Below are 23675 nucleotides of genomic sequence, written 5' to 3' on the forward strand. Positions count from 1 at the left end.
TTGAATCAGATCGGCGCGTCTCAACCCCTTTTATTGAAGCATAATCTTATCGATCCCCGTTTCACTCCGGTCGGATTATGCTCTAAAATGGAACTTACGATATAAACTCAGAAAATCGCGGCATGATTTTGTACAATCAACCGTCAATCGTTCATTTTATTGCGATCAAGTTTGTCCAGAAGCGCTTCGTGGTCAAGACTAAAACCTGAGTCAATCCAGAGAGTTTCCAACTCGCGCAGCTTTTCCCCCAAAACAGGGCCTTTCTCGACGCCAAGGCGAAGAAGGTCGCCACCCGTAACCGGGAACACCGGCGCTTCATAGCTTTGAACAGCCTCAAGCAGACGCGCGTAACCACCTGCACGGATCATGGCCTCATCACTGCCGATCGCGTCATTGCGTGCTTGGGCATAGCTAAGCTGAATGCGATCCAGGACTGCCTGCTTACTGCCACGATAGACGAGCTTTTTCAACGCCTGTTCAGACATTTCCGACTTGATGGCATCAGCCCGCGCCCATGCTTCAAGCCGTGCCCGTTCTGCGTTCGACATTTTAAGCCGCTTGCCCATAGCATCGACGCGAGCCGTATCCGGCGGAATCATGCTTTCAAGCCGCAACAAGGCATCCACAGGCCAGCCAAGATCAGCTTCCGTGCGAACAAGGCCGTGAATGGCGTCGATACCCCATTTTTCACTTTCAGGCAGAATGGCCGTGAGGACACCTGCCTGCCGCATCCACAAAAGCGCACGCGAAGGATCAGGGGCAGCAAGAAGCTTCTTAAGCTCCGACCAGACACGCTCGGCGGAAAGCTGATCGAGACCATCCTTGAGACGCGCACTGGCACGCAGACCATCAGTTTCCGGACGACCGGAACCATACCAGGCAAAGAAGCGGAAGAAACGCAGGATACGTAAATAGTCTTCCCGAATGCGCGCTTCGGCATCACCAATGAAACGCAGTGTCTGCGTTTCAATATCGGTCAGTCCGCCGACATAATCGATCACCTCGCCATTGGCTGTCGCGTAAAGTGCATTGATCGTGAAATCGCGTCGCTCGGCATCGGCTTTCCAGTCCGTACCGAAAGCCACTTTGGCATGACGTCCGTTGGTCTCAATATCCTTGCGCAATGTCGTCACTTCAAAGGGGTGCCCGTGAACGACAACCGTTACCGTGCCGTGCTCGATACCGGTCGGTACGGGCTTGAAGCCCGCTTCCTGCGCAAGCCGCACGGTATCCTGCGGCAGATGCGTGGTAGCCAAATCGATATCACTGACTTTTGTGCCCAGCAGTGTGTTGCGCACAGCACCGCCAACGACACGTGCCTCGCCGCCATCACGATTCAGTGCTGCAAAAAGCGCCTGAAGTGGCTTGGCTTTCAGCCACCCAGCCCTGTCAGAAATATTGCTGGAAATAATAAGTGTTTCGCTCAAGCGTAGAGCCTTTCATAAAGTCCGCGAATGATCCCTGCGGTCACGCCCCAGATGAATCGTTCGTGATATGGCATTGCGTAATAAAAACGTTCCTGACCGTTGAACAGCCGGCTTTCGCGCCGATGGTTGGCCGGGTTCATAAGGAATGAAAGCGGCACTTCAAATATATCCGCCACCTCGTCCGGATTGGGATACACGTCAAAAGGCGTGTTAACGACCGCCAGAACAGGGGTGATCGAAAACCCGCTGCCCGTCAGATAGCGCGGCATATGCCCGATGATTTCAGCCCGTTCGGAGATAAGCCCGATTTCCTCGTTGGCTTCGCGCAGCGCTGCATTTTCAGCCGTACCGTCTTCCGGGTCGATCGCGCCGCCCGGAAAAGCAATCTGGCCAGAATGTTTGCGCAGTTTTTCTGTGCGCCGTGTCAGCAGCAATGTCGCCTCTGGCCCACGATCCACCACTGGTACGAGCACGGCGGCATCGCGCATTTTCGATGTGACCATGGCCTGTGTGAATTCCGGATTGAGCAAATGGTCTCCGGTTAGATCGGCATGATCCGGCTGCCAGTGACGTACACGCTCGACAAAATCACCTGCAGAAAAAGCCGGAAAGAGATGCGGAGTACGGCTATTCATTGGAGAGCGGCCTCCAGCGCATCGACCGGCATAATGGGAAAAATCACTCCATTCGAACGTACCACAAACATCGTTTCACCATCCATGTCGATCTCTTCGCCGAGTGCTACGAGATCATACATCACGGCCCGCGTCAGCAATGCTTCCAGTCGACCGCGAACGAGCACATAAGGCTTAAGACCGTTGCTATTCTTTTCAATAATAAAGCGCAGCGGATGCTCATCACCCGCTTCGATCACATCTCCGACATTGGTCCGAAAAGTCAGCGTCTGTGTGTTGCCTTCTCCCGAAACCTGCATTTCAACGGCAATGAAATGCGCATCTTCCACACGGATCCCAACTTTCTCCACCGGCGTTACAAGATAGGTTTTCCCATCTTCATCCTTGCGCAGCACAGTCGAGAACAGTCGCACTAGCTGAGGGCGCCCGATGGGCGTTCCCATATAGAACCATGTTCCATCAGCCCGGATTTCCATATCCAGATCGCCGCAAAACTCCGGATTCCAGCGTTCCACAGGTGGAATTTCACGTTCTTTCGTCGCCGGTCCACTATGAGAATCTGCATGGGCGCGTGCAATCAGAGCTTCCAGTCCGCTGGCGCTCGCCCCCGCCTTCATTGAACTTTGCGGCTCATGTTTGCCGTTAGGGGTGCTTTTTGTCATCCGACTCGGTTATTCCTGTTCGAATGTGATTAAAATGCATAGAGTCATGAAATAGTCACCGTTTCACGGCTTGTCAGCATTATAGTGCGATTTAAGTTTCACAGGCAGTCGCCTTCAATCTGGTTCTCCGCCAAATCATACGCGGAAATATTGTGAGGTCCCTATGAGCGTTGTTGTTACGCCCGAAGCCACTAACCCCGATGAAATCGTCGCCGAGGCCGAACGCGCCCTCGCTGACATCGCACGCATCAAAGAAAATGTCGCCACCGTTATTTTCGGACAGGAGAGCGTCATCGAACGCGCGCTCGTGGCAATTCTGGCTGGCGGTCATGCGCTGCTCGTCGGCGTACCTGGTCTTGCCAAGACTAAGCTCGTTGAAACACTGGGAACCGTTCTAGGCTTGTCGGGCCAACGCATCCAGTTCACGCCCGACCTGATGCCATCCGACATTATCGGGTCGGAAGTGATGGAACAGGACACTGACGGTCGCCGTTCCTTCCGTTATCTCAAAGGACCGATATTCACCCAGCTTCTGATGGCCGACGAAATCAACCGTGCCTCGCCACGTACCCAGTCCGCCCTGTTGCAGGCCATGCAGGAATATCACGTGACCGTTGCCGGTCAGCGTTATGACCTGCCAGCCCCATTCCACGTGCTTGCCACGCAAAATCCGCTTGAACAGGAAGGCACCTATCCTCTGCCTGAAGCGCAGCTTGATCGTTTCCTGATGCAGATCGATATTCTCTATCCTGAACTGGACGCTGAGCGTCGTATCCTGCTTGAAACCACAGGCGTAACCGAAGCCAAGGCTCATGCAATTCTCGATGCGGATCGTCTACGCCAGATGCAGGCGCTGGTGCGTCGCATGCCGGTTTCAGAAAGCGTGGTCGATTCAATCCTGAAATTGGTGCGCTCGGCGCGACCAGATGCGGACAATGATCACGCTCAAAAGCACATCGCATGGGGTCCAGGTCCTCGTGCAAGTCAGGCCCTGATGCTCTGTGCGCGTGCACGCGCACTTTATGAGGGGCGTCTCGCCCCATCCGTTGACGATGTAAAAGCTTTGGCCGAACCGGTTCTGCAGCATCGTATGGCGCTCAATTTCGCCGCGCGTGCCGATGGTATGCACGTTCGGGATGTGATTGCCAATCTGGTGAAGGCTGCGGCCTGATGGTGATCGGCGCGGAAGTTTCATCGTCAGATCGCAAGGATACACTGGCCCGTGCCCGTGCGCGGGCATCCAGTATTCCTGATCTGCTGGTCGAAGCGCAGCGCGTCGTCAACACCGTGATGAATGGCTGGCATGGCCGCCGCAAACGCGGCCCCGGCGAAAATTTCTGGCAGTTCCGGCCCTATGTACAGGGCGAATCTCTCGTCCACATCGACTGGCGCCGCTCAGCGCGCGACGATCATACCTATGTCCGCGACCGCGAATGGGAGTCGGCACACACAGTCTGGCTATGGTGCGATTTCTCGCCCTCCATGCTTTATCGTTCACAACTCTCGCCTGTTTCGAAAGAAGCGCGTTCGTTAGTGCTCACGCTGGCACTGGCAGAACTGCTCTCCCGCTCAGGTGAACGCATCGCGGTCCCATCCCTGTTGCAGCCCTTTTCGGCCCGCAATGGTGCAGAACGTCTGGCGGGCGCCTTAATGCATGACACTTCTGCCCGCCCTTTGCCCGATATCGATCAGATACGCCGTTTCTCTGAAGTGGTGCTCGTTTCCGATTTCCTGCATCCGCTCGATGAGTTGACGGAATTGCTCGATAGTCTGGCGCGTCGTGGTGTGCGCGCACATCTGGTGGAAGTGGCAGACCCTGTAGAGGAAACATTCCCCTATTCCGGCCGCACCGAATTTCGTGATCCTGAAACGGGAGCCACACTTGTCGCAGGCCGCGCCGAAACCTATGCCGAGGACTACCGTCGCCTTTATTTAGCTCGTCGGGATACACTGGCCGATTTTTGCAAGCGCCTTGGTTGGAGCTTTATCGTGCATCGTACGGACACACCCGCCACGCAGGCATTGTCGCGACTGCATGATGCTCTCAGCGCATCCTCCTTTGGAGGCGCGCGCTCATGAATTTTCTTCCGCTCGCATTCGGATCGCCATTGATTCTGGCTGGCCTCATCGCGCTGCCGGTTATCTGGTGGTTGCTGCGCATGACGCCACCACGCCCACAGGAAGAGACATTCGCACCTTTGCTGCTTCTGGCGCAGGTCTTCAAGCGCGAGGAGGTACCATCCAAAAGCCCATGGTGGATGACACTTCTGCGTCTCCTTATCGCCGCATTGGTTATTCTCGCCCTTGCTTCACCGGTGTGGAACCCACGCCCTATCGCACTTTCTGGCAATGAGCCGCTGGCGATCGTCATTGATAACGGTTGGGCGTCAGCGGAAGAATGGACACAGCGCGTCATCGCTGCGGAAAAACTGATTGCCGATGCAGAAGGCACCAATACGCAAATTTACGTGCTTGGCACTGCAGAGCCTGCCAATGCTGAGATCGGCCCTTATGACAGCAATCGCGCAACCGAGCGCCTGCAAGCCTTGCAGCCACGCCCGATTCCCGTTGATCGTAAAGCCACACTGGACCGCCTCGCATCGACTGTACCACAGGGCGAAAAAATCCGTCTGGCTTTCATGAATGATGGCTTGGCACAGGCCTCTGACAAAGACGCCTTCATAAAGCTCGATCAGAATGATCGTCTTACTTCTGTGCTTTGGTATGTCACCGATCTGGACCGTGTTCTTGCTCTGACGGGTATCGAGAACAAGGCCGACAGTCTTGAAGTCATCGCCATACGCCCCGATGGCATAGCCATGCCGCGCAGGCTGACGGCTTCAGCTTATGACGACAAAGGCCGACGCATTGCAGAAGCACCGCTGACCTTTGCGGTTGGAAGCAATGAGGGGACGGCCCGCTTCAGCCTGCCAGTCGAGTTGCGCAACGATTTCCGCCTGATCCGTTTGGATAGCATTCAGCAGGCTGGTGCCACGCGTTTGATCGATGCCGGTTCCGAGCGCCGCACCATTGGGCTTCTGGCCAGTGGCGATGGAGACCTCGCACAGCCGCTTCTGTCCCCGCTTCATTATATTTCGCGTGCGCTTTCCCCCTTTGCCAATCTGATCGAACCGCGTTCCGCAGATTTGATGAAGACCGTACCGGAATTGCTGGATGCCAGGCCGTCGATCCTCATCATGGCGGACATCGGCACTTTGCCCAAGCCTGTTGAAGAACAGCTTTCCAAATGGGTTGAAGATGGCGGGACGCTGGTCCGGTTTGCAGGCCCACGCCTTGCCGGTGCCAGCGAAAATGATCCGCTTCTGCCCGTCCGTCTTCGTAAGGGAGAACGCGCGCTTGGCGGCACCCTGTCATGGTCAGAGCCGCAGAAACTGCGTTCATTTTCCGACAAGGGCCCCTTTGCAGGCCTTCCTGTTCCTGATGACGTGACGATCAGCCGGCAAGTTCTCGCCGAACCGTCCTTTGATCTCAATGACAAGGCCTATGCAACGCTGGCTGACGGAACGCCGCTTGTTACCGGCGAAAGCCGCGGTCGCGGCAATGTCGTGCTCTTCCACATTTCCCCTGATGCAACATGGTCAAGCTTGCCGATTTCCGGGTCGTTTGTTGACATGCTGCGCCGTATCGTAACGCTGTCGCAACGCATGGGCTCGCAGGACAATCAGCAATCCATTTCGCTGCCGCCATATCAGCTCCTTTCGGCATCTGGTGAACTGGCGCCTCCATCATCGGAAGCAAAACCCTTGATCGTGGAAAAAGACAAGCTGCCTGACGTCAGCATCAACACGCCGCCCGGTTTTTACGGCAATGAAGACGGCCTGAAAGCGTTGAATATCTTCGGGGGTAACGACGTCAAGCTTCAGCCAATCAGCCAGCCCGCACTTTCAGTCGGCATAGCCCCGACAACTTACAGTGCTGATCAATCCATTTCGCTGCGCGGCGCATTTTTTGCGGCAGCCGCCATGCTGCTGGCGCTCGACACATTGCTGATGCTCTGGCTACGCGGCGCATTCCGCCGCCGCATGAAAATTCGTTCGAAAGTCGCCGGTATCGCCATTTTGCTTGCCGCGACATCTGCCATCAGCCTTTTGCCTGCAGCAATCCCTTCAGCGCACGCGCAAGAACAGCAAACGCACGACGACAGTAAGCCGGGCGATGAGGCAATTATCAATTCCGTTTCAAAGACTCATCTTGCCTATATCATCACCGGCAATGCCGCGACCGATGATATCAGCAAGGCTGGCCTGCGTGGTTTGAGCTTTGCCCTCTTGGACAAGACAGCGCTGGAACCCGGTGATCCAATCGGTGTCGATCCTGCAAAGGACGAACTCGCATTCTATCCCCTGATCTATTGGCCGATTGATCCCGATGCCCAAATGCCAAATCCCGAGGCCATCGCCAAGGTTGATGCCTATATGCAGCAGGGCGGTACGGTTTTGTTCGATACACGCGATCAATTGCAGGCGGGCGCAAGTCTTGATCCGGCTGCTTCACCAGCCAACCAGCGCCTCCGCGCCATTCTCAATGGCATGAATGTGCCGCCGCTTGAACCTGTGCCAGACGATCATGTGCTGACCAAATCCTTCTTTATCATGCCGGATTTTCCCGGTCGTTATGAGGGTAGCCCGCTTTGGGTAGAAGCCACCGCGCCCACCAATGCAGCACAAGACCGGCCTGTGCGCACCGGCGACGGTGTTTCACCGATCATGATCACTGCAAATGATTTTGCAGGTGCATGGGCTGTGGACGAGCAAGGCAACCCGTTATTGCCAACCGTGCCGAATGATCCAATGCAGCGGATTTATGCGATCCGCGGCGGCGTGAATATTGTCATGTATATGCTCACCGGCAATTACAAATCTGATCAGGTCCATGTTCCGGCCCTGCTTGAGCGGCTGGGTAACTAACATGAATATAGAATTCGAACCGTTCCTCTCTCTGCCATGGCTCATTGGCATTCTGGTCCCACTGGCACTGCTCGTATTGGCAACAATCGTGCTGCGCATGCGCGGCGGGCTGATCCGTTTACTTGCAACCGCAGCCCTTGCCCTGGCGCTGCTCAATCCGGTCATCATCAGTGAAGAACGTGAGCCTCTGAAAAGCGTCGTCGCTCTTGTTGTTGATCGCAGCCAGAGTCAGGAACTGGGCAACCGTCGGACTGATACGGATGCAGCCCTTAAGGTTGTGCAGGACCAGCTGGCAACTATGCCGCAGTTTGAAACGCGCGTGGTTGAAGCCGCTCAACCGAGTGAGAATGAAGACGGTTATGCGACCCGTCTGTTCGGCCCGCTCGCCCGTACGTTGCTGGATGTACCACCGTCACGCGTGGCTGGTGCAATCGTGATCACAGATGGTCAGGTGCACGACATTCCGGCCAACAAAAATGCCCTTGGCTTCGATGCACCCGTTCACGCATTGATTACGGGTAAACCGGACGAATTCGACCGCCGCATTCGCTTCAACAAAGCTCCGCGCTACGGCATCAGCGGCAAGCCAATGGAAATGTCTTTCACGGTCATCGATGAAGGCAAGAGCCTTGGAAGCTCAGCACCTGTAGAAATCCGCGTCAACGGAGAAGCCGTAAGCGAAGTGCAGGCACAAGTCGGTCAGGAGACCCCCGTCACCATCGAACTGCCGCGTGCAGGCGTCAATATCGTCGAAATCATCACCCCAACCCTTCCGGGCGAAATAACGGATGCCAACAATCGCGCGGTCGCTACAGTCGATGGCATTCGCGAAAACCTGCGTGTGTTGCTCGTATCCGGTGAACCGCATAATGGCGAGCGGACCTGGCGTAATCTTTTGAAGTCTGACGCAGCCGTAGACCTTGTCCACTTCACCATTCTGCGCCCACCGGAAAAGCAGGATGGGACTCCGATCAACGAGCTTTCTCTGATCGCCTTCCCAACGCGCGAGCTTTTCGTCGACAAAGTCAATGAGTTCGATCTCATCATTCTTGATCGCTATCAGCATCGCGATGTGCTGCCGCTGCTTTATTATGATTACATCGCTCAATATGTGGAAGATGGTGGTGCTTTGCTGGTTGCCGCCGGTCCCGAATATGCGGGCGACATGTCGATTGCGCGCACACCGCTTTATAGCGCCCTGCCCGCCATGCCCACGGGTACGCTCACGGAGAAAGCCTTCTATCCGCGCCTGACTGAGCTTGGCAAACGCCACCCCGTCACGCGCGGCCTTGATGGTAGCGAGCAGGAGCCGCCACATTGGAGCCGCTGGTTCCGCACCATCGATATTGGCCAGCCACGCGGTGAAACCGTCATGAGTGGCGCCGATGGCAAACCGCTTCTGGTGCTGGATCGGGTCGGCAAGGGGCGTGTTGGGATGTTCCTATCGGATCAGGGTTGGCTCTGGGCACGCGGGTTTGAAGGCGGCGGCCCTTATGCAGCACTTTATCGCCGTATCGCCCACTGGCTGATGCAGGAACCGGAACTTGAAGAAGAAGCCCTGACCGCTGGCGGCAATGGTCGTACCCTGACCATTCATCGTCAGACGATGGGCGATAATCCCGGCACAGCTTCAGTCACCACACCTTCCGGCAAAGAACTGCAGGTCAATCTCACACAAAACAAACCGGGCCTGTTCGATGCTACACTACAGACCGATGAGATCGGCATCTTCCGCATCAAAAATGGCGACTATGAAACACTTGCCCATATAGGTCCGGTGGACGCGCCCGAGTTCTCGGACAGTATCTCGACCCCAGGTCGTCTGAAGCCGCTTGCCGATGCAACCGGCGGATCAGTTCATCGCGTGCATGCGAGTGCCAACAGTTCGGTTCAGGTGCCGGCGATCACAGCAGTCGCTGCGGGTCGTTCTGCAAGCGGCAATGACTGGATTGGTTTGCGTGAGACAGCCGATACTCAACTCAAAAGCGTAAACCGCCTGCCACTGTTCTCTGGTTTGGCTGCTCTCGCAGCGCTGCTCTTCATATTCGGCAGCATGTGGTATCGCGAAGGGCGGTAAAACGCCTTCGCGAACACCGGCTTGCTTAATAACTGCTACGCTCTATTGGCGTGGCGCACGATGCCGCCAACACCACTCAATGCACCGGACACAAGCTCACAAGCGAGCATCCGCTGCGGATCGACCGGCGCAGGCATGATCATAGAACCCGGCTGCACCATATTAAATCCGAACGGACCATAATAAGGCTGGTCGCCAACAAGAATGACCAGCTTGTGACCGGCATTCTTGGCCGCTTCCAATGACATCCGCATCAATGTGCCACCAATGCCGCGCTTTTTCCAATCAGGCCGCACAGCAAGAGGGCCAAGCAATAAGGCTGGTGTTTTACCAACCACAACCGGTGTCATACGCAGCGACCCGATAACGATGCCGCCCATCAGTGCCACAAAAGACAGGCTATTGTCGTGTGGCCCACCTTCCCGAATAAAATGCGCTGCACGGGTGAAACGACCGGGACCAAACGCTTCCGCATTCATATCCTCAATCTCGATGTCATGCGCGGGATCTTCCGGCGCGTAGGTCAGTTCAAGCTGTTGCATGGGAGAATTGCCTGAAGAGAGAAGTCGATGGCCAGAGGAAGCCAATGGAATGCATTCTGTGCACCTTGAGCACAGTTCTAATTTCATCGTCGGATGAAACGCATTCCGGTCATAGGTCTCTCCTTCGCGGCGGGAAAATGAGAAATGCCGCAATTTGACAGTTGCCTAACACCAAATTGGTCAGAGGTAAAACGATTTCTTTCAAAACGGCAGCTTTGGTTTATCTTTTTGGCACCGTTACGCACTGTTCACGGCTTGGGAGGCTGTCAAATGGCAGTTTTCCCACTATTTTCCTTATCAAAAGGAGAAATCACATGGGACTTCTAGTAGACGGCAAGTGGCACGATGTCTGGTATGACACCGCAAATACAAAGGGCCGCTTTGAACGCTCAAAATCGCAGTTTCGCAACTGGGTGACGAAGGATGGCAGCGCAGGTCCAAGCGGTGAAGGTGGCTTCAAAGCTGAGCCCGGCCGCTATCATCTCTATGTATCCTACGCTTGCCCGTGGGCACATCGTACGCTGATCTTCCGCGCATTGAAAAAACTTGAAGACGTCATCTCCGTCTCGGTTGTCGATTATCTCATGCTCGAAGAAGGCTGGACGTTCTACGGCACAACCGGCAGTACTGGCGACGCTTTATACGGCTCAAAGCGCCTGCATGAAATCTATACACGCGCCGATCCGCATTATTCCGGTCGCGTGACGGTGCCAGTTCTGTGGGACAAGCAACGCGAAACAATCGTTTCCAACGAATCGGCTGAAATCATTCGCATGCTCAACAGCGCCTTTGATGAGTTTGGTGATGCAACGCTCGACCTTTATCCGGAAACCCTGCGTGGTGAGATCGATGCACTCAACGAGTTTGTCTATCCAAACATTAATAATGGTGTTTACCGGGCGGGTTTCGCAACGTCACAGGAGGCCTATGAGGAAGCCTTCGGGCAGGTCTTTGCAGCACTCGATACGCTTGAGGAAAAACTTTCCAAACAACGCTATCTGGCAGGCTCCAGTCTGACAGAAGCCGACTGGCGTCTGTTCACGACGCTCTTACGCTTTGATCCGGTTTATGTCGGACATTTCAAATGCAACCAGCGTCGTATCGCGGACTACTCGAACCTCTGGAACTACACACGTGAACTCTATCAGATGCCGGGCGTAGCCTCGACCGTCGATATGGAGCACATCAAGGGCCATTATTACCGTAGCCACAAGACAATCAATCCAACAGGCATTGTTCCGCTTGGTCCAGATAGCGATTTCTCAGCCCCACATGACCGGGCTCGATTAGGCGACTGAGCCTTTCCTGCAACAGTCTGGCGAGAACATCAGCACTTCCTCAAATCTTGGGCGCCTCTTTGATCTGGATCAATGGGGCGTCCTGCGACGCAGTCCAGATTGCGCGCATCACTACCCAAGACTTGAAGGAGAGAATGATGAACCGCTTTGCCAAAGGGCTTCTGGCTGCAACCGCGCTCAGCTTTGCAGCACCAGCCGCATTTGCCGCCGATGCGATTGTCGCCCAGCCAGCAACCGAAATCGTTGCCGTCCCGCAGGCCCTGTCGCCGTGGCAGATCCGTGTCCGCGCTCTCGGCGTCATCGCTGAAAACAAGGGTTATGTAAACGGCGTTGATGGCTCTGGTCTTGATTACTCGAAGTCGATCACCCCAGAACTCGATATCACCTATTACTTTACCGACAATCTGGCTGCTGAACTCATCCTCGGCACGACCTATGCCAACATCAATGGCACCGGTTCCATCGAAGGTCTTGGCAAGATTGGCAAGGTCTGGATGCTGCCTCCGACCCTGACCATGCAATATCATTTCACCAATTTTGGCGCATTCAAGCCATATGTCGGTGCAGGCGTAAACTACACGATCTTCTACAATCAGGATGCTGTGGGCGTTGACTATCTCAAGGTCAAGAACACGTTTGGCGGCGCGCTTCAGGTCGGCTTCGACTACATGATTGATGAGCACTGGGGTGTCAACTTCGACGTAAAGAAGCTCTTTCTCGAACCAAAATTCGACGCAACACTGGCTGGTGGCACCCAGGTCAGCGGCAAGGCCAAGCTCAATCCTTGGCTGATCGGCACCGGTATCACGTACCGCTTCTGATCTTTAGAGCATTTCCTGTTTTTCTTGAATCATTGGAAATGCTCTATCTCTTTGTTTTTTCGCATTATCCGACGCAAAACCGCTTCGCACTTTTGCTGGAAATGCTCTAATAAATAAGGGCGCGAAGGCGCCCTTTTCATTACCACGTTGGGAGCGGGTCGAGATCGTGAAGCGCTTCCTGCAAGCGACGCTTGGTTGAAGGTGTCGTGCCTTCCGGCAAGTTATCGAGCGGAAAAAAGCCTGCCTCTGCAATTTCTCTGTCACGCTTTTTTGGCTCGGTCTGTTCAAAGGCCCGACAGACATAAAGCGCTACATGATCTCGCGGTGACGCATGAGCATTCTTGTAAAGGGCGAAAAGCTCGGGCCTATCGGTGAGGTAGATATTGCCTTCCTCACGCAGTTCCTTTTCAAGCGCCTGTCCGAATGTCTCGCCGCTATCAACGCCACCACCGGGCAATTGCCAGCCGGGAACATAAGTATGCTTCACCAGAAATATGGAATTGTTCTTTTCATCAAATACAATTGCCCTGACGCCCAAGGTCATAGGGCGCCTCAATAAGAAATATGTATGAAACAAAAAGTGGCGGAAGCGCATACCGTCGATCCTGAACAAATATTCCTGATGAGATCATTGCAGCAAAGACCTCAACAAAAAGTCGCTAAACACGGTTTCGGTTTAAAAAATAATACAGTACACCGACTATATGTTTCGGCTTGCCCATATCTCAGACATCCATCTGTCACCTCTGCCACGCATTCGCTATCGCGAACTGGCGTCAAAACGTATTACCGGCTACATCAACTGGCTGCGAAACCGTAAGAACGCAATGCATGGCACAGTGCTGGACAGCCTGATTGCCGATATGTTGGCGCAGAACCCCGATCATATTGCGGTCACCGGCGATCTTGTCAATCTGGCGCTCAATCTTGAAATCGACATCGCTCACGATTGGCTTACCGGCCTCGGCAACCCCAACGATGTTTCTGTTGTACCCGGCAATCACGATGCATATGTTCCGGGTGCGCTCGATAAATCCTGCCGCAAATGGGAACCATGGATGCGCGGCGATGGCATCGACAACCACAGCGAGCGACCGATATTCCCCTATATGCGCATACGCGGCCCCGTCGCCATGATCGGGGTTTCGTCGGCACGCGCCACAGCACCTTTTATGGCCAGTGGCGATTTTCGCTCCGCGCAAGCCAAACGTCTTGCAAAGCTGCTTGACGAAGCTGGTTCGCAAGGTCTTTTTCGTGTCGTGATGATCCACCATCCGCCAATTCACGGTGCAACTCCCACGCATAAGCGGCTTTATGGCATCCGTCGTTTTCAGAAAGTCATACGCCAACATGGTGCGGAACTGGTCATTCATGGCCACACGCATCTCGCCACGCGCTATGACATTGATGGGCCTAACGGCAAAATTCCAGTCGTCTGTGTGCCATCGGCAAGCCAGAATTTCGGCGGGCATAAGCCACCCGCACGTTATAACATCTTCAATATCGACCGTAAGCCGGAAGGCGGCTGGTTGTGTGAGTGGGAGCAGCACGGTATCGAAGATGAGAGCGAGCGCATCATTAAGATTTCAGAGCAAGAGCTCTACTAAAAAAGGCGGCACATAGTGCCGCCTTTTTTGTTTGATTACTTTGCAACCACGCGATTGGCAGCCGAAACAATTGCTTCGAGCGAGGCACTCACGATATTGTCGTTGATACCGGCACCGAACAATTTGCCATCTTCATACGCGACTTCGACATAAGAAATTGCCGCTGCGTCCGAACCCTGCTTTAGTGAATGCTCGGAATAATCAACAACCGACATTTTCACACCGAGATATTTCGACAGCGCATCGATGAAGCCATCAATCGGGCCTGTACCTTTACCTTCGATATTCTTGGTCACACCATTATCGGTGATCTCAGCAGTCAGAACACGACGACCCTTCTGTTCTGGATCGGGATAGGTGTGGTGATCCACGAATTTGATACGGCCTTCCGCCTGCTCGACATAGAGTTTCTGGAACTCTTCATGAATACGCTTGGATGGCAGTTCCTTACCTTCTTCATCCGTAATATTCTGGATGATTTCGCGGAACTCCACCTGCAGATTGCGTGGCAGGTTCAAGCCATAATCAGCCTGGAGAATGTAAGCGATACCGCCCTTGCCCGACTGCGAATTGATGCGGATGATCGCTTCGTAAGAGCGACCAACATCCTGCGGATCGATAGGCAGGTAAGGCACTTCCCAGACCGGCGAATTGGCGGTCTTGCGAACCTTCATGCCCTTGTTGATCGCATCCTGATGCGAACCTGAGAAGGCGGTATAGACCAGCTCACCCACATAAGGATGGCGTTCGGCAATCTTCAGCTGGTTCGAGTACTCATAGACATCCTTCATGCGATTGATGTCGCGGCAATCCAGTTCAGGATCGATGCCCTGCGTGTACATGTTAAGTGCCAACGTCACCACGTCGACATTGCCCGTACGCTCGCCATTGCCGAACAGCGTACCTTCAACACGGTCAGCACCGGCCATCAGACCCAGTTCGGTCGCAGCGATGCCCGTGCCACGGTCATTATGCGGATGCAGCGAAATGATCAGGTTTTCGCGATTATCGAGATTACGGCACATCCATTCGATCTGGTCGGCATAAACATTTGGCGTGTTCATCTCGACTGTTGAAGGCAGATTGAGGATCAGCTTGTTCTCAGCAGTCGGTTTGACAATTTCTGTCACCGCATTGCAGATTTCCAGCGCCACTTCCAGCTCAGTGCCGGTGAAGCTTTCCGGCGAATACTGGAAGCGATAGCCACCCCCCTCAGCATTGGCTGCTTTCGCAGCCATATCCATGATCATCTTGGCAGCATCGGTCGCAATCTGCTTGATGCCCTTGACATCCTTGTTGAAAACGACGCGACGCTGCAATTCACTGGTCGAATTGTAGAAGTGGATGATTGGCGTCTTCGCGCCCTCCAGCGCTTCAAAAGTACGCGTGATCAGTTCAGGGCGGCACTGCACCAGCACCTGCAAATCAACTTCATCAGGTGTATCGCCCTGTTCGATTGCCCAGCGGCAGAAGTCGAAATCCGTCTGCGAAGCCGATGGGAAGCCGATTTCAATTTCAGGGAAACCCATATCGACCAGCAAGCGGAACATGCGTTCCTTGCGGTCGTGGCCCATCGGGTCGATCAAAGCCTGATTGCCATCGCGCAGATCGACCGAACACCAAATCGGGGCTTTTTCAATGCGCTTTGATGGCCAAGTGCGGTTGTCGAGCTTTGGAAATGGAAACGGCGAATATTTTACAGCCGCATCAGGCATACCCTTGTTTGGGCCTTTATGCGTTGAGGCGGAATTCGATGTGTTTACGGTCTGGTTCATGGTCTTCTCATCCTCCCGGCGTACTGAGCAGTTCTGTACTGCTGTAACGACACGGATATCTCGTCTTAAAATTCAAATATGGATTTTGAGAAAGGAGCATGCGTCAGCGGGACTTCAATCGACCGCCGGACGCTCCTTTCAACGAGCCCGGCGATCGCCGCTAAGGCCGAGGGTAAGAAGCGAGTTTAGAACGCAAACGTTCACGCGCGCGCTGGAAGCGGCTGCGGAATGTTCCAAAGATGTTGCGTTCTTCATAACCATGGAGACGCTTTTACACGCGAGGTTCAAAACGCGCAAGCCGCTATTTGTTTTATGCAAATGGCACGGAACTCGTGCCAATCGGCAGCTTTGCCTCATCTTCCGGTTCAACATGGATCACGACGCGCGCGCTTTCGATCTGCGCTTTCAGTGCATCTTCGATTCGGTCACAGATGATATGTGCGTCGCCCACACTCATATCGGCGGCCACAACTAGATGAAACTCGATGAAGGTGACACGGCCAGCAATACGGGTCTTGAGATCATGAACCTCAATCGCGCCTCCGGCATTCGCTGAAATCACATCGCGAATCCGCATTTCTTCAGCAGGCTCGACACCAATATCCATCAAACCCTGTACGGATTTATTGATAACGCCCCAGCCCTGCCAGAGAATGTTGATTGCAACCAGAATTGCGAGCAGCGGATCGAGGATTGTCCAACCCGTAACGACCGCACCGACAAGCCCAACAAGAACACCGACCGACGTAAACACGTCAGTCATAATATGTCGGCCATCTGCTTCCAAAGCAGGCGAACGTGCACTGCGACCAGTGCGAATGAGCAGCATGGCCCACAAGCCGTTGATGACAGCAGCGCCCATATTGATCGCGAGGCCCAGCCAGGGTTCATTGAGTTGACGCGGAGCCTCAAGCGCAGACCATGCTTCTTTTGCAATCAAAAGCGCTGCAATCGTAATCAGCACACCTTCGACAACAGCTGAAATATATTCAGCCTTGTGATGACCAAATGGATGGTTTTCGTCAGCAGGCTTGTAGCTGACGCTAATTGCCCACCATGCACCGAGCGCCGCGATGACATTGACAATCGATTCCAGAGCATCCGAATAAAGTGCCACGGAACCGGTCAGCACATAGGCCATATATTTCAGCCCCATTACGCCCAGCGCAACAGGAATCGACCAAGCGGCGAGCCGCCGAACTTTTACACTCGCGTCCATCACGAACCTTCAGATACTTAAATTCTTGTCCCGACCCGCGGGTTGAGCTCAATAAGAAGCTCACTGCGTATTCACTCTGGCCAAGCCAGTCAGCAGCATTTCGATAGCCGTTCTATAGCCCAGAAAGTTCGAGTATCGAACCCCTCTTCTGCACTTCCGGCATTTAATTTTCTCCTGCAAATGCAAGGCATTACAGTTGCAAATGGTTCGCTAAAGCAGCTCCGGAAAACGATGATTTTATAAGGCCATAAATGCGAAACCGGCCGCAGTTTTCACCACGACCGGTTGATTATTTTGTCAGTTGGAGACGCTGTTAGTAGTTGGTACGACGCGCTTTGTGCTTTCTTGCCAGATGCGTGACAACATTTTCGATCATTCGCATCCCCGCATTATGACCGAGCGTCATGATGGATTCGGGATGGAACTGAACCGCTGCCACAGGCTCTTTCTTGTGCTCAAACGCCATGATGACACCATCTTCCGTCTCCGCCGTCACCAGAAAATCATCCGGCAGGCGTTCAGGATCGGCAAAGATCGAGTGATAGCGACCAACCGTCACTTCCTTCGGCAGGCCCGAGAATATCCGCTCCGGCTTTGACACCCGAATACGCGAAGGCTTGCCATGCATCGGAATGCGCAGCTGACGCAGCGTACCGCCATAGGCTTCGGCCAGCGCCTGAAGCCCAAGGCAGACACCGAAGATCGGCAGTTCCCGCTTGCGCGCCTTATCGATGGTCGCCTTGCAATCGAAATCCTGCGGCGTACCCGGTCCTGGCGACAGGACCACAAGGTCAGGCTTGACCCTGTCGAACACATCTTCCGCAACAGGCGAACGCACGGTCGAAACAGTTGCACCCGTCTGGCGGAAATAATTGGCAAGTGTATGCACAAAGGAATCTTCGTGATCGACCAGCAGGATCGAAATTCCCTCGCCCACCTTTGCCGCAACGCGTTCTTCTGCAACCTGATTGCTCTTCTGTGCTTCACGCACAGCTGCAATCATTGCGGACGCCTTCAGTTCGGTTTCAGCTTCTTCCTCTTCAGGATTGGAATCAAACAGCAGCGTCGCACCAGCACGGATCTGCGCCACGCCATCCTTGACGCGGATCGTACGCAGCGTAAGGCCAGTATTCATGTCGCCATTGAAATGCATCATGCCAACGGCACCGCCGTACCATGCACGCGGGCTGCGCTCGTTTTCCTCAAGGAAACGCATTGCCCAAAGCTTTGGCGCGCCGGTTACGGTTACAGCCCATGCATGGCTGAGGAAGCCGTCAAAGGCATCCATACCATCGCGCAAACGGCCTTCGATATGGTCAACCGTGTGGATCAGGCGCGAATACATCTCGATCTGACGGCGACCGATCACGCGTACAGAACCCGGCTCGCAGACGCGGCTCTTGTCGTTGCGGTCCACGTCCGAGCACATGGTCAACTCGGACTCGTCCTTTTTAGAATTGAGCAGTTTCAGAATCTGCTCGGAATCTGAAATCGCATCTTCACCGCGCTTGATCGTGCCGGAAATCGGACAGGTTTCAATACGCCGTCCATTGACGCGCACGAACATTTCCGGCGAAGCACCCACCAGATACTCGTTCTCACCAAGATTGATGAAGAACGAATAAGGCGATGGATTGATCGACTTCAGACGACGGAAGATTTCCGAAGGGGCCGTGTGGCAACGCTCGTAAAAAGTCTGTCCCGGCACCACTTCAAACAGATCACCGCGCTTGAAGCTTTCCTTTGCACGTTCGACCAGCTTGGCATATTCGCCCGGATTGTGATCGCCACGCGGCAGATCACGTTCAGCAGGCTTGAAAGGCTGCGCTGGCGTCGCCCGAGCCAAATCATGCGTTGAAGAACCGCCGCAGACAAACTCATAGCGATCCACCCATGCCCGCGCCGAGTAGTGATCGGCCACGAAGATTTCGTCCGGGATGAAAAGCACCAGATCGCGCTGATCGTCCGGACGCTTCAACTTGTACTGGATTGGATCGAACTGGAATGCGAGATCGTAGCCGAACGCACCGTAAAGGCCGAGATTTGCATCTTCTTCGGAGAAGAAAAGGCCCACAATCGCACGCAGGACGGTAAAGACCGACGGCATACGTGAGCGTTCTTCTTCAGTGAATGTGCCAGTTGGCTCAGCAATCGTCAGCTCGATAAGATCTTCATCAGCCTTATCGACTTTCACTTCGGAGAGCGCCTGAACCGTCTTTAAGATCGGACGCAGCAGAATCGTGCCTCGCTTGTTCAGCGCTTCGATACGCATCTGGCGAGCGCGTGAAGTGATCACGACTGGCGGATCGACAATTGCCGTGTCCCATCGCGTGTAGCGGCCCGGATATTCGTAGTTGGAAGAAAAGACCGCGCCCCGCCGCTCATTGAGAGCATCGATATAAGTTTCGATGGCTCCCTTATAAGCAGTCAGATGGCGCACGCGTTCGACAACAACGCCGCCCGCTGTCTCGTGCCTGAATATCTCGCTATCCGCAATCTTCGCATTCATGACTGGCAATTCCCAAGTGTTATACGTTATCGAGCACTTCCAAAACCCGGCATTATTCGGATAGCCAAACAAAAAGGCCGCCCGGATAATCCCAGCGGCCTTATCTAAAACGCAAATGCACAAACGCCTGCGTGGCCGCTTTTAGCGAGCCCACCACCAGATTTTTGTATCAATGCGCGAAATGTTCATGGCGATACTGTTAGCCTTCCCTCGCATCGCTTGCAACTGGAAATTTGAACTCCTGAATAAAGCAAATCATTCAGGTCAACGTTGTCAGTTTCGTTATAAAGTGAAGTTTTCCAGATTACGCCGGATCGTTCCGCAAAGAGAAAACCTGGACCTTTGAACCGGTCCTGGCTCTTCGTCAGAACATAAGCCGAAAACGCAAAGCGGCTTTGCATGGCACAAAAGAGCCAAAGCAAACGGATTGAGCAGCCTCAGCCACGACTGAAACTGCTCTCGTCCTTGTTCAGGACAACTCGACTTATGGTCGGTGTACCTTTACCGGCGAGCGGTAGGTATAACACTTACCAGAAGCATAACTTTATACGTGCAATATCACTTTAAGTACACAATACTACTACCATAGATTGCATTTGTAGCGCAACTGCTAATTCTTTCGTTGGTCCCCTCTTCTCCACATTGGGAATGGGCTCAAACTTATACATGTGTCAAAATTTGCCTTGCACGAAGCGCAGAATTCGGATTCATTTCGCAAGCAAATCATTTATAATTAAACAATAAAAAGACGCCCAAGCAGGCAGTCGAATGGGGACAACGATGAAAAATATCGATGCGATGGACAGGAGTATTCTGCACGCGCTTCAGGAAAATGGCCGACTGACCAACACTGAACTCGCTGATCGCATTAATCTTTCTCAGACTGCAACCGCAGAACGTGTCAAGCGCCTGACGCGAGAGGGTTACATTCTCGGCTATTCAGCGCATCTGTCGCCCAAAATGCTTGATCGTTCAATGTTGGTCTTTATCGAGATCAAACTCGACCGCACCACACCGGAAGTCTTTGAAACGTTCTCCACTTTTACGCGTGGCAATCCCGATATTCTGGAATGCCACATGGTTGCAGGTGGCTTCGACTATCTGATCAAAGCGCGTGTTTCCGACATGGACCACTATCGGCGTTTTTTGTCGGAGGCACTGCTGTCGTTGCCCGGTGTGCGGGAGTCCCACACCTATGCCGTTATGGAAGAGGTCAAGGAAACTTCACATATCGCGGTCTGATCCGGGCAATTTTAGACCTTTGTTCCACTAGACAGAAACCCTTCTCATCCCCGGTCAGCGCATAGCCTCGCAACTGCCTGACCGCGTCGCCCCAACATTTTCATCCGGGCTATCTTGCAAATTCTTATTTACGGGTATATACCCGCATGATGTCTAACCCTTGTATCTGCATCCTTCTGCGTCAAGCGGCCCGCAAATCCTCAGCTATTTACGATGAGGCGCTGGCCCCCCTCGACATCAATATCGCGCAATTCAGCCTGTTGCGAAAAATCTCGCGCGCCGGTTCAATTTCGCTGACCGAACTTGCCCACAAGGCTGAACTTGATCGATCAACGATGGGTCGCAATGCAAAAGTATTGCAGCGCATGGGATTGATTGAGCCCGCGGCGAGTGATGACCATCGCGAAGCCAGTGTCATGCTCACCAACGAAGGGCGAGACATAGTCGAACGCGGTGCACCGCTGTGGGACAAAGCGCAAGATGAAATAGAAGTGCGACTAGGCGATAACGGAGTTGAGCAGTTGCAAACTCTGCTCCGCGCCATCTCCTGAAGGTCCGTTCCTGACCGAATTGACTACGAACAATGACAGGAATCCGTGTAGCCGATAGGTGGCGAGCGGTTCCGCCTTACAATATGCCACTGGTCGAAACCCAGCTCGAACTCGAAAGCGCCAAAAATGATTTCAGCCAGCCTTGCCAGCTTTCTTGCACAAAGAAACATCCATTACGGATGGGTCGTCGCTGCTATCACCTTCCTCACCATGCTGGCAACAGCTGCGGCGATGGGATCAGCAGGCATATTGATTGAACCGCTTCAGAGTGAATTCGGCTGGACCAATGCGGATATTTCCTTCGCCATGGCCCTGCGTCTGGTTCTATTCGGACTCATGGGACCATTTGCAGCTGCCTTCATGAACCAGTTTGGTCTTCGTCGGGTGGTCATGACAGCGCTGATCATGATCTCATTGGGCCTTGTCGGCTCGATTTTCATGACGGAGCAATGGCAGATGGTTGCACTTTGGGGCGTTGTCATCGGACTTGGCACTGGCATGACTGCACTCGTGCTGGGCGCGACCGTTGCCGCGCGCTGGTTTGAAAAGCGCCGTGGCCTCGTCGTCGGCATGATGACAGCCAGCAACGCGACCGGACAGCTTATTTTTATGCCAATTCTGGCAAGTGTAAGCCAAAACATCGGCTGGCGCTCATCGCTGACAATTGTAATTTCGTTCTTGCTGGCGGCCCTTTTGCTGGTGCTGGCGCTAATGCGCGACAATCCAGCCGACATCGGTCTCAAGCCTTATGGCCGCACCGCACCCATGCCTGCGCCAGAACCAAAGAAGCGCTTTGCTTCGATGTTGCTCTCGCCTCTGGTAACCTTGCGTGAGGCCTCATCCACAACCACTTTCTGGGTGCTGTTCATCACATTCTTCGTCTGCGGCTTTTCTACAAACGGCTTGATCCAGACCCACTGGATTGCACTTTGCGGAGACTTCGGAATTGTTCCTGTTGGGGCAGCAGGTATTCTGGCAGTCATCGGTGCATTCGATCTCATCGGTACAATTGCGTCTGGTTGGCTTACCGACCGCTTCGACAATCGCTGGCTCTTGTTCTGGTTCTACGCCCTGCGTGGCCTGTCACTGATCTATCTGACATTTACCGACTTCACACTTTACGAGCTTGCACTCTTCGCAGTCTTCTATGGCCTCGACTGGGTAGCCACCGTGCCACCAACCGTAAAGCTTGCGGCTGAACAGTTCGGTCCTGAAAAAGCTGGCATGGTGTTTGGCTGGGTATTCACTGGCCATCAGGTGGGTGCGGCTGCAGCTGCAGCTTTCGCAGGCTACGTCCGCACCGATTACGACAGCTACACGCCAGCGCTTATTCTGGCAGGTGCCATGTGCTTCGCCGCAGCGGCGATGGTGTTTCTCATCAATCGCCCCAAGTTGCAGACAGCATTGCAAGCTTCATAGCAAAGCATCGCCCCAATCGGCACGACGCGCCCAGCGGAAAAACTCACCATCCCGCTTGGTGACGAGACGCTCTTCAGCACTCCCGTCGTCATTGCAGAGCTTCAATGTGACCTTGCCGCCACCGATACGCGTTGGCGCGATCACCCGCGCCATAGCCGTCAGCGACAGATCGCGTGTTGCAGCCAGGTAGATGAATTTCTCATCTTCCCATGGCACCTCGGCATCCTTGGTCAGACGATGAATGCGCGAACGGGCAACACGGCGAGAAAAATGGCACCAGTCAGGCGCAACCAACGGGCATTCCTGCTGATGCGCACATGGCGCTGCAATATGCGCACCCTGCGCAATCAGCGCTGCCCGGGCATCAAGAATACGTTGCCAACCGGCAGGTGTTCCCGGCTCCACAATCACAAACACATGGCGAGCCGAGGCCCATAGCCGTTCGACAAGCGCCTTACGATCAAGGGGAGCGAGTTCGTCCAGAACATAGGCAATCGTCACGAGATCGGCTTGCGGAAAATCAATCTTTTCCTTAACCAGATCGCCTGCACGCCACTCGGTTTGAAGCCCCACATTTTCTGCAAGCTTGCTTCCCACGGCACGGATTGCCGGGCTTGCTTCGATCATCGTGGCCGATTGCAAGTCAGACCAGCATCCGCGTGCTGCCCAAAGTGCGGTCCCCGGCCCACAGCCAACATCAAGCATGGTCTGAGGTGTGAAATCCGGGCACACCTCCGCAACACTCTCAAGGCTTGCACGCACTGCCGCATAGGTCGCAGGCAGTCGCGCAGCCAGATAGGCTTTCGCTGCGAGTTCGTCCGAAATATGCAGACGACCATCGCGCGTTTCCGCGCGATAGCGCCGCGAAAGAACCTCAGACGCACGCTTGAGGTCAGTCAGAGCCACCCCTTCAAGCGCCGCGTCCACAGCCTGACGCAATAGTGATGGCAGTTCCATTAGAAA

Annotated in this window: 19 protein-coding genes; 10 read left to right on the top strand and 9 right to left on the bottom strand. The window is 54.2% G+C overall.

Annotation, left to right across the window (positions count from 1 at the left end):
* Positions 1 to 143: 143 nt before the first annotated feature.
* The 3 genes from CEV33_RS08610 to CEV33_RS08620 are packed head-to-tail and all read right to left on the bottom strand — an operon-like array spanning position 144 to position 2724.
* Positions 144 to 1409, bottom strand: a complete 1266-nt coding sequence (locus CEV33_RS08610; protein WP_374816814.1) for a CCA tRNA nucleotidyltransferase — start codon at positions 1407 to 1409, stop codon at positions 144 to 146.
* Between the two features lie 14 nt (positions 1410 to 1423).
* Entirely contained in the window at positions 1424 to 2062 is a 639-nt protein-coding gene (locus CEV33_RS08615) for a CoA pyrophosphatase (protein ID WP_094540088.1), read from the bottom strand.
* Complete coding sequence (locus tag CEV33_RS08620) at positions 2059 to 2724, bottom strand: DUF1285 domain-containing protein (protein ID WP_094540090.1); 666 nt, start codon at positions 2722 to 2724, stop codon at positions 2059 to 2061. The genes CEV33_RS08615 and CEV33_RS08620 overlap by 4 nt, the downstream gene beginning before the upstream one ends.
* Before the next feature lie 163 nt (positions 2725 to 2887).
* Between CEV33_RS08620 and CEV33_RS08625 the strand changes: the two genes are divergently transcribed.
* The 4 genes from CEV33_RS08625 to CEV33_RS08640 are packed head-to-tail and all read left to right on the top strand — an operon-like array spanning position 2888 to position 9729.
* Positions 2888 to 3895, top strand: coding sequence for an AAA family ATPase (locus CEV33_RS08625; protein ID WP_094540093.1), 1008 nt, complete (start codon positions 2888 to 2890; stop codon positions 3893 to 3895).
* Positions 3895 to 4803: a DUF58 domain-containing protein gene (locus CEV33_RS08630; protein ID WP_094540096.1), complete on the top strand. Its 909-nt coding sequence runs from the start codon at positions 3895 to 3897 to the stop codon at positions 4801 to 4803. Before CEV33_RS08625 ends, CEV33_RS08630 begins: the two co-directional genes overlap by 1 nt.
* Positions 4800 to 7652 (top strand): DUF4159 domain-containing protein, encoded by a 2853-nt coding sequence (locus CEV33_RS08635; protein WP_094540099.1) that lies wholly within the window; start codon positions 4800 to 4802, stop codon positions 7650 to 7652. Before CEV33_RS08630 ends, CEV33_RS08635 begins: the two co-directional genes overlap by 4 nt.
* Before the next feature lies 1 nt (position 7653).
* On the top strand, positions 7654 to 9729 hold the full coding sequence (locus CEV33_RS08640) for a hypothetical protein (protein WP_094540100.1): 2076 nt from the start codon (positions 7654 to 7656) through the stop codon (positions 9727 to 9729).
* 35 nt (positions 9730 to 9764) lie between these two features.
* On the opposite strand, the gene CEV33_RS08645 is transcribed toward CEV33_RS08640, so the two are convergent.
* Entirely contained in the window at positions 9765 to 10271 is a 507-nt protein-coding gene (locus CEV33_RS08645) for a GNAT family N-acetyltransferase (RefSeq protein ID WP_094540101.1), read from the bottom strand.
* 314 nt (positions 10272 to 10585) lie between these two features.
* Here CEV33_RS08645 and CEV33_RS08650 point away from each other — a divergent pair, with 314 nt between their 5' ends.
* Together CEV33_RS08650 and CEV33_RS08655 are read left to right on the top strand one after the other, a co-directional pair.
* The gene (locus CEV33_RS08650) at positions 10586 to 11569 is read left to right on the top strand and encodes a glutathione S-transferase family protein (RefSeq protein ID WP_094540102.1); all 984 of its coding nucleotides are present in this window, start codon (positions 10586 to 10588) and stop codon (positions 11567 to 11569) included.
* Positions 11570 to 11706: 137 nt separating this feature from the next.
* Complete coding sequence (locus CEV33_RS08655) at positions 11707 to 12390, top strand: OmpW/AlkL family protein (protein WP_094540103.1); 684 nt, start codon at positions 11707 to 11709, stop codon at positions 12388 to 12390.
* Positions 12391 to 12529: 139 nt separating this feature from the next.
* Here CEV33_RS08655 and CEV33_RS08660 read toward each other — a convergent pair whose 3' ends face one another.
* A complete protein-coding gene (locus CEV33_RS08660) occupies positions 12530 to 12985 on the bottom strand; it encodes an NUDIX domain-containing protein (protein ID WP_094540104.1) in 456 nt (151 codons plus the stop codon).
* A 109-nt stretch (positions 12986 to 13094) separates the two neighbouring features.
* Between CEV33_RS08660 and CEV33_RS08665 the strand changes: the two genes are divergently transcribed.
* Positions 13095 to 13997 (top strand): metallophosphoesterase family protein, encoded by a 903-nt coding sequence (locus tag CEV33_RS08665; RefSeq protein ID WP_094540105.1) that lies wholly within the window; start codon positions 13095 to 13097, stop codon positions 13995 to 13997.
* Positions 13998 to 14032: 35 nt separating this feature from the next.
* On the opposite strand, the gene leuA is transcribed toward CEV33_RS08665, so the two are convergent.
* The 3 genes from leuA to CEV33_RS08685 all read right to left on the bottom strand — a co-directional run bounded on the left by leuA (position 14033) and on the right by CEV33_RS08685 (position 19500).
* Positions 14033 to 15772 carry a 2-isopropylmalate synthase gene (gene leuA / locus CEV33_RS08670; RefSeq protein ID WP_094540106.1) on the bottom strand — a complete coding sequence of 580 codons (1740 nt, stop codon included), beginning with the start codon at positions 15770 to 15772 and terminating at the stop codon, positions 14033 to 14035.
* A gap of 310 nt (positions 15773 to 16082) precedes the next feature.
* Positions 16083 to 16991: a cation diffusion facilitator family transporter gene (locus CEV33_RS08680; RefSeq protein ID WP_094540108.1), complete on the bottom strand. Its 909-nt coding sequence runs from the start codon at positions 16989 to 16991 to the stop codon at positions 16083 to 16085.
* Between the two features lie 313 nt (positions 16992 to 17304).
* Complete coding sequence (locus CEV33_RS08685) at positions 17305 to 19500, bottom strand: anthranilate synthase component I (RefSeq protein ID WP_094540109.1); 2196 nt, start codon at positions 19498 to 19500, stop codon at positions 17305 to 17307.
* A 780-nt stretch (positions 19501 to 20280) separates the two neighbouring features.
* Between CEV33_RS08685 and CEV33_RS08690 the strand changes: the two genes are divergently transcribed.
* The 3 genes from CEV33_RS08690 (at position 20281) to CEV33_RS08700 (ending at position 22712) form a co-directional block, all read left to right on the top strand.
* Positions 20281 to 20742, top strand: a complete 462-nt coding sequence (locus CEV33_RS08690) for an Lrp/AsnC ligand binding domain-containing protein (protein ID WP_024899391.1) — start codon at positions 20281 to 20283, stop codon at positions 20740 to 20742.
* Between the two features lie 149 nt (positions 20743 to 20891).
* The gene (locus tag CEV33_RS08695; protein WP_094540273.1) at positions 20892 to 21293 is read left to right on the top strand and encodes a MarR family winged helix-turn-helix transcriptional regulator; all 402 of its coding nucleotides are present in this window, start codon (positions 20892 to 20894) and stop codon (positions 21291 to 21293) included.
* A gap of 126 nt (positions 21294 to 21419) precedes the next feature.
* Positions 21420 to 22712: an MFS transporter gene (locus CEV33_RS08700; protein ID WP_094540110.1), complete on the top strand. Its 1293-nt coding sequence runs from the start codon at positions 21420 to 21422 to the stop codon at positions 22710 to 22712.
* Here the strand turns inward: CEV33_RS08700 and CEV33_RS08705 are convergent.
* On the bottom strand, positions 22707 to 23669 hold the full coding sequence (locus CEV33_RS08705) for a small ribosomal subunit Rsm22 family protein (protein WP_094540111.1): 963 nt from the start codon (positions 23667 to 23669) through the stop codon (positions 22707 to 22709). The genes CEV33_RS08700 and CEV33_RS08705 overlap by 6 nt on opposite strands.
* Positions 23670 to 23675: the final 6 nt, after the last annotated feature.

The organism is Brucella grignonensis (assembly GCF_002252505.1).
GTDB classification, from domain to species: domain Bacteria; phylum Pseudomonadota; class Alphaproteobacteria; order Rhizobiales; family Rhizobiaceae; genus Brucella; species Brucella grignonensis.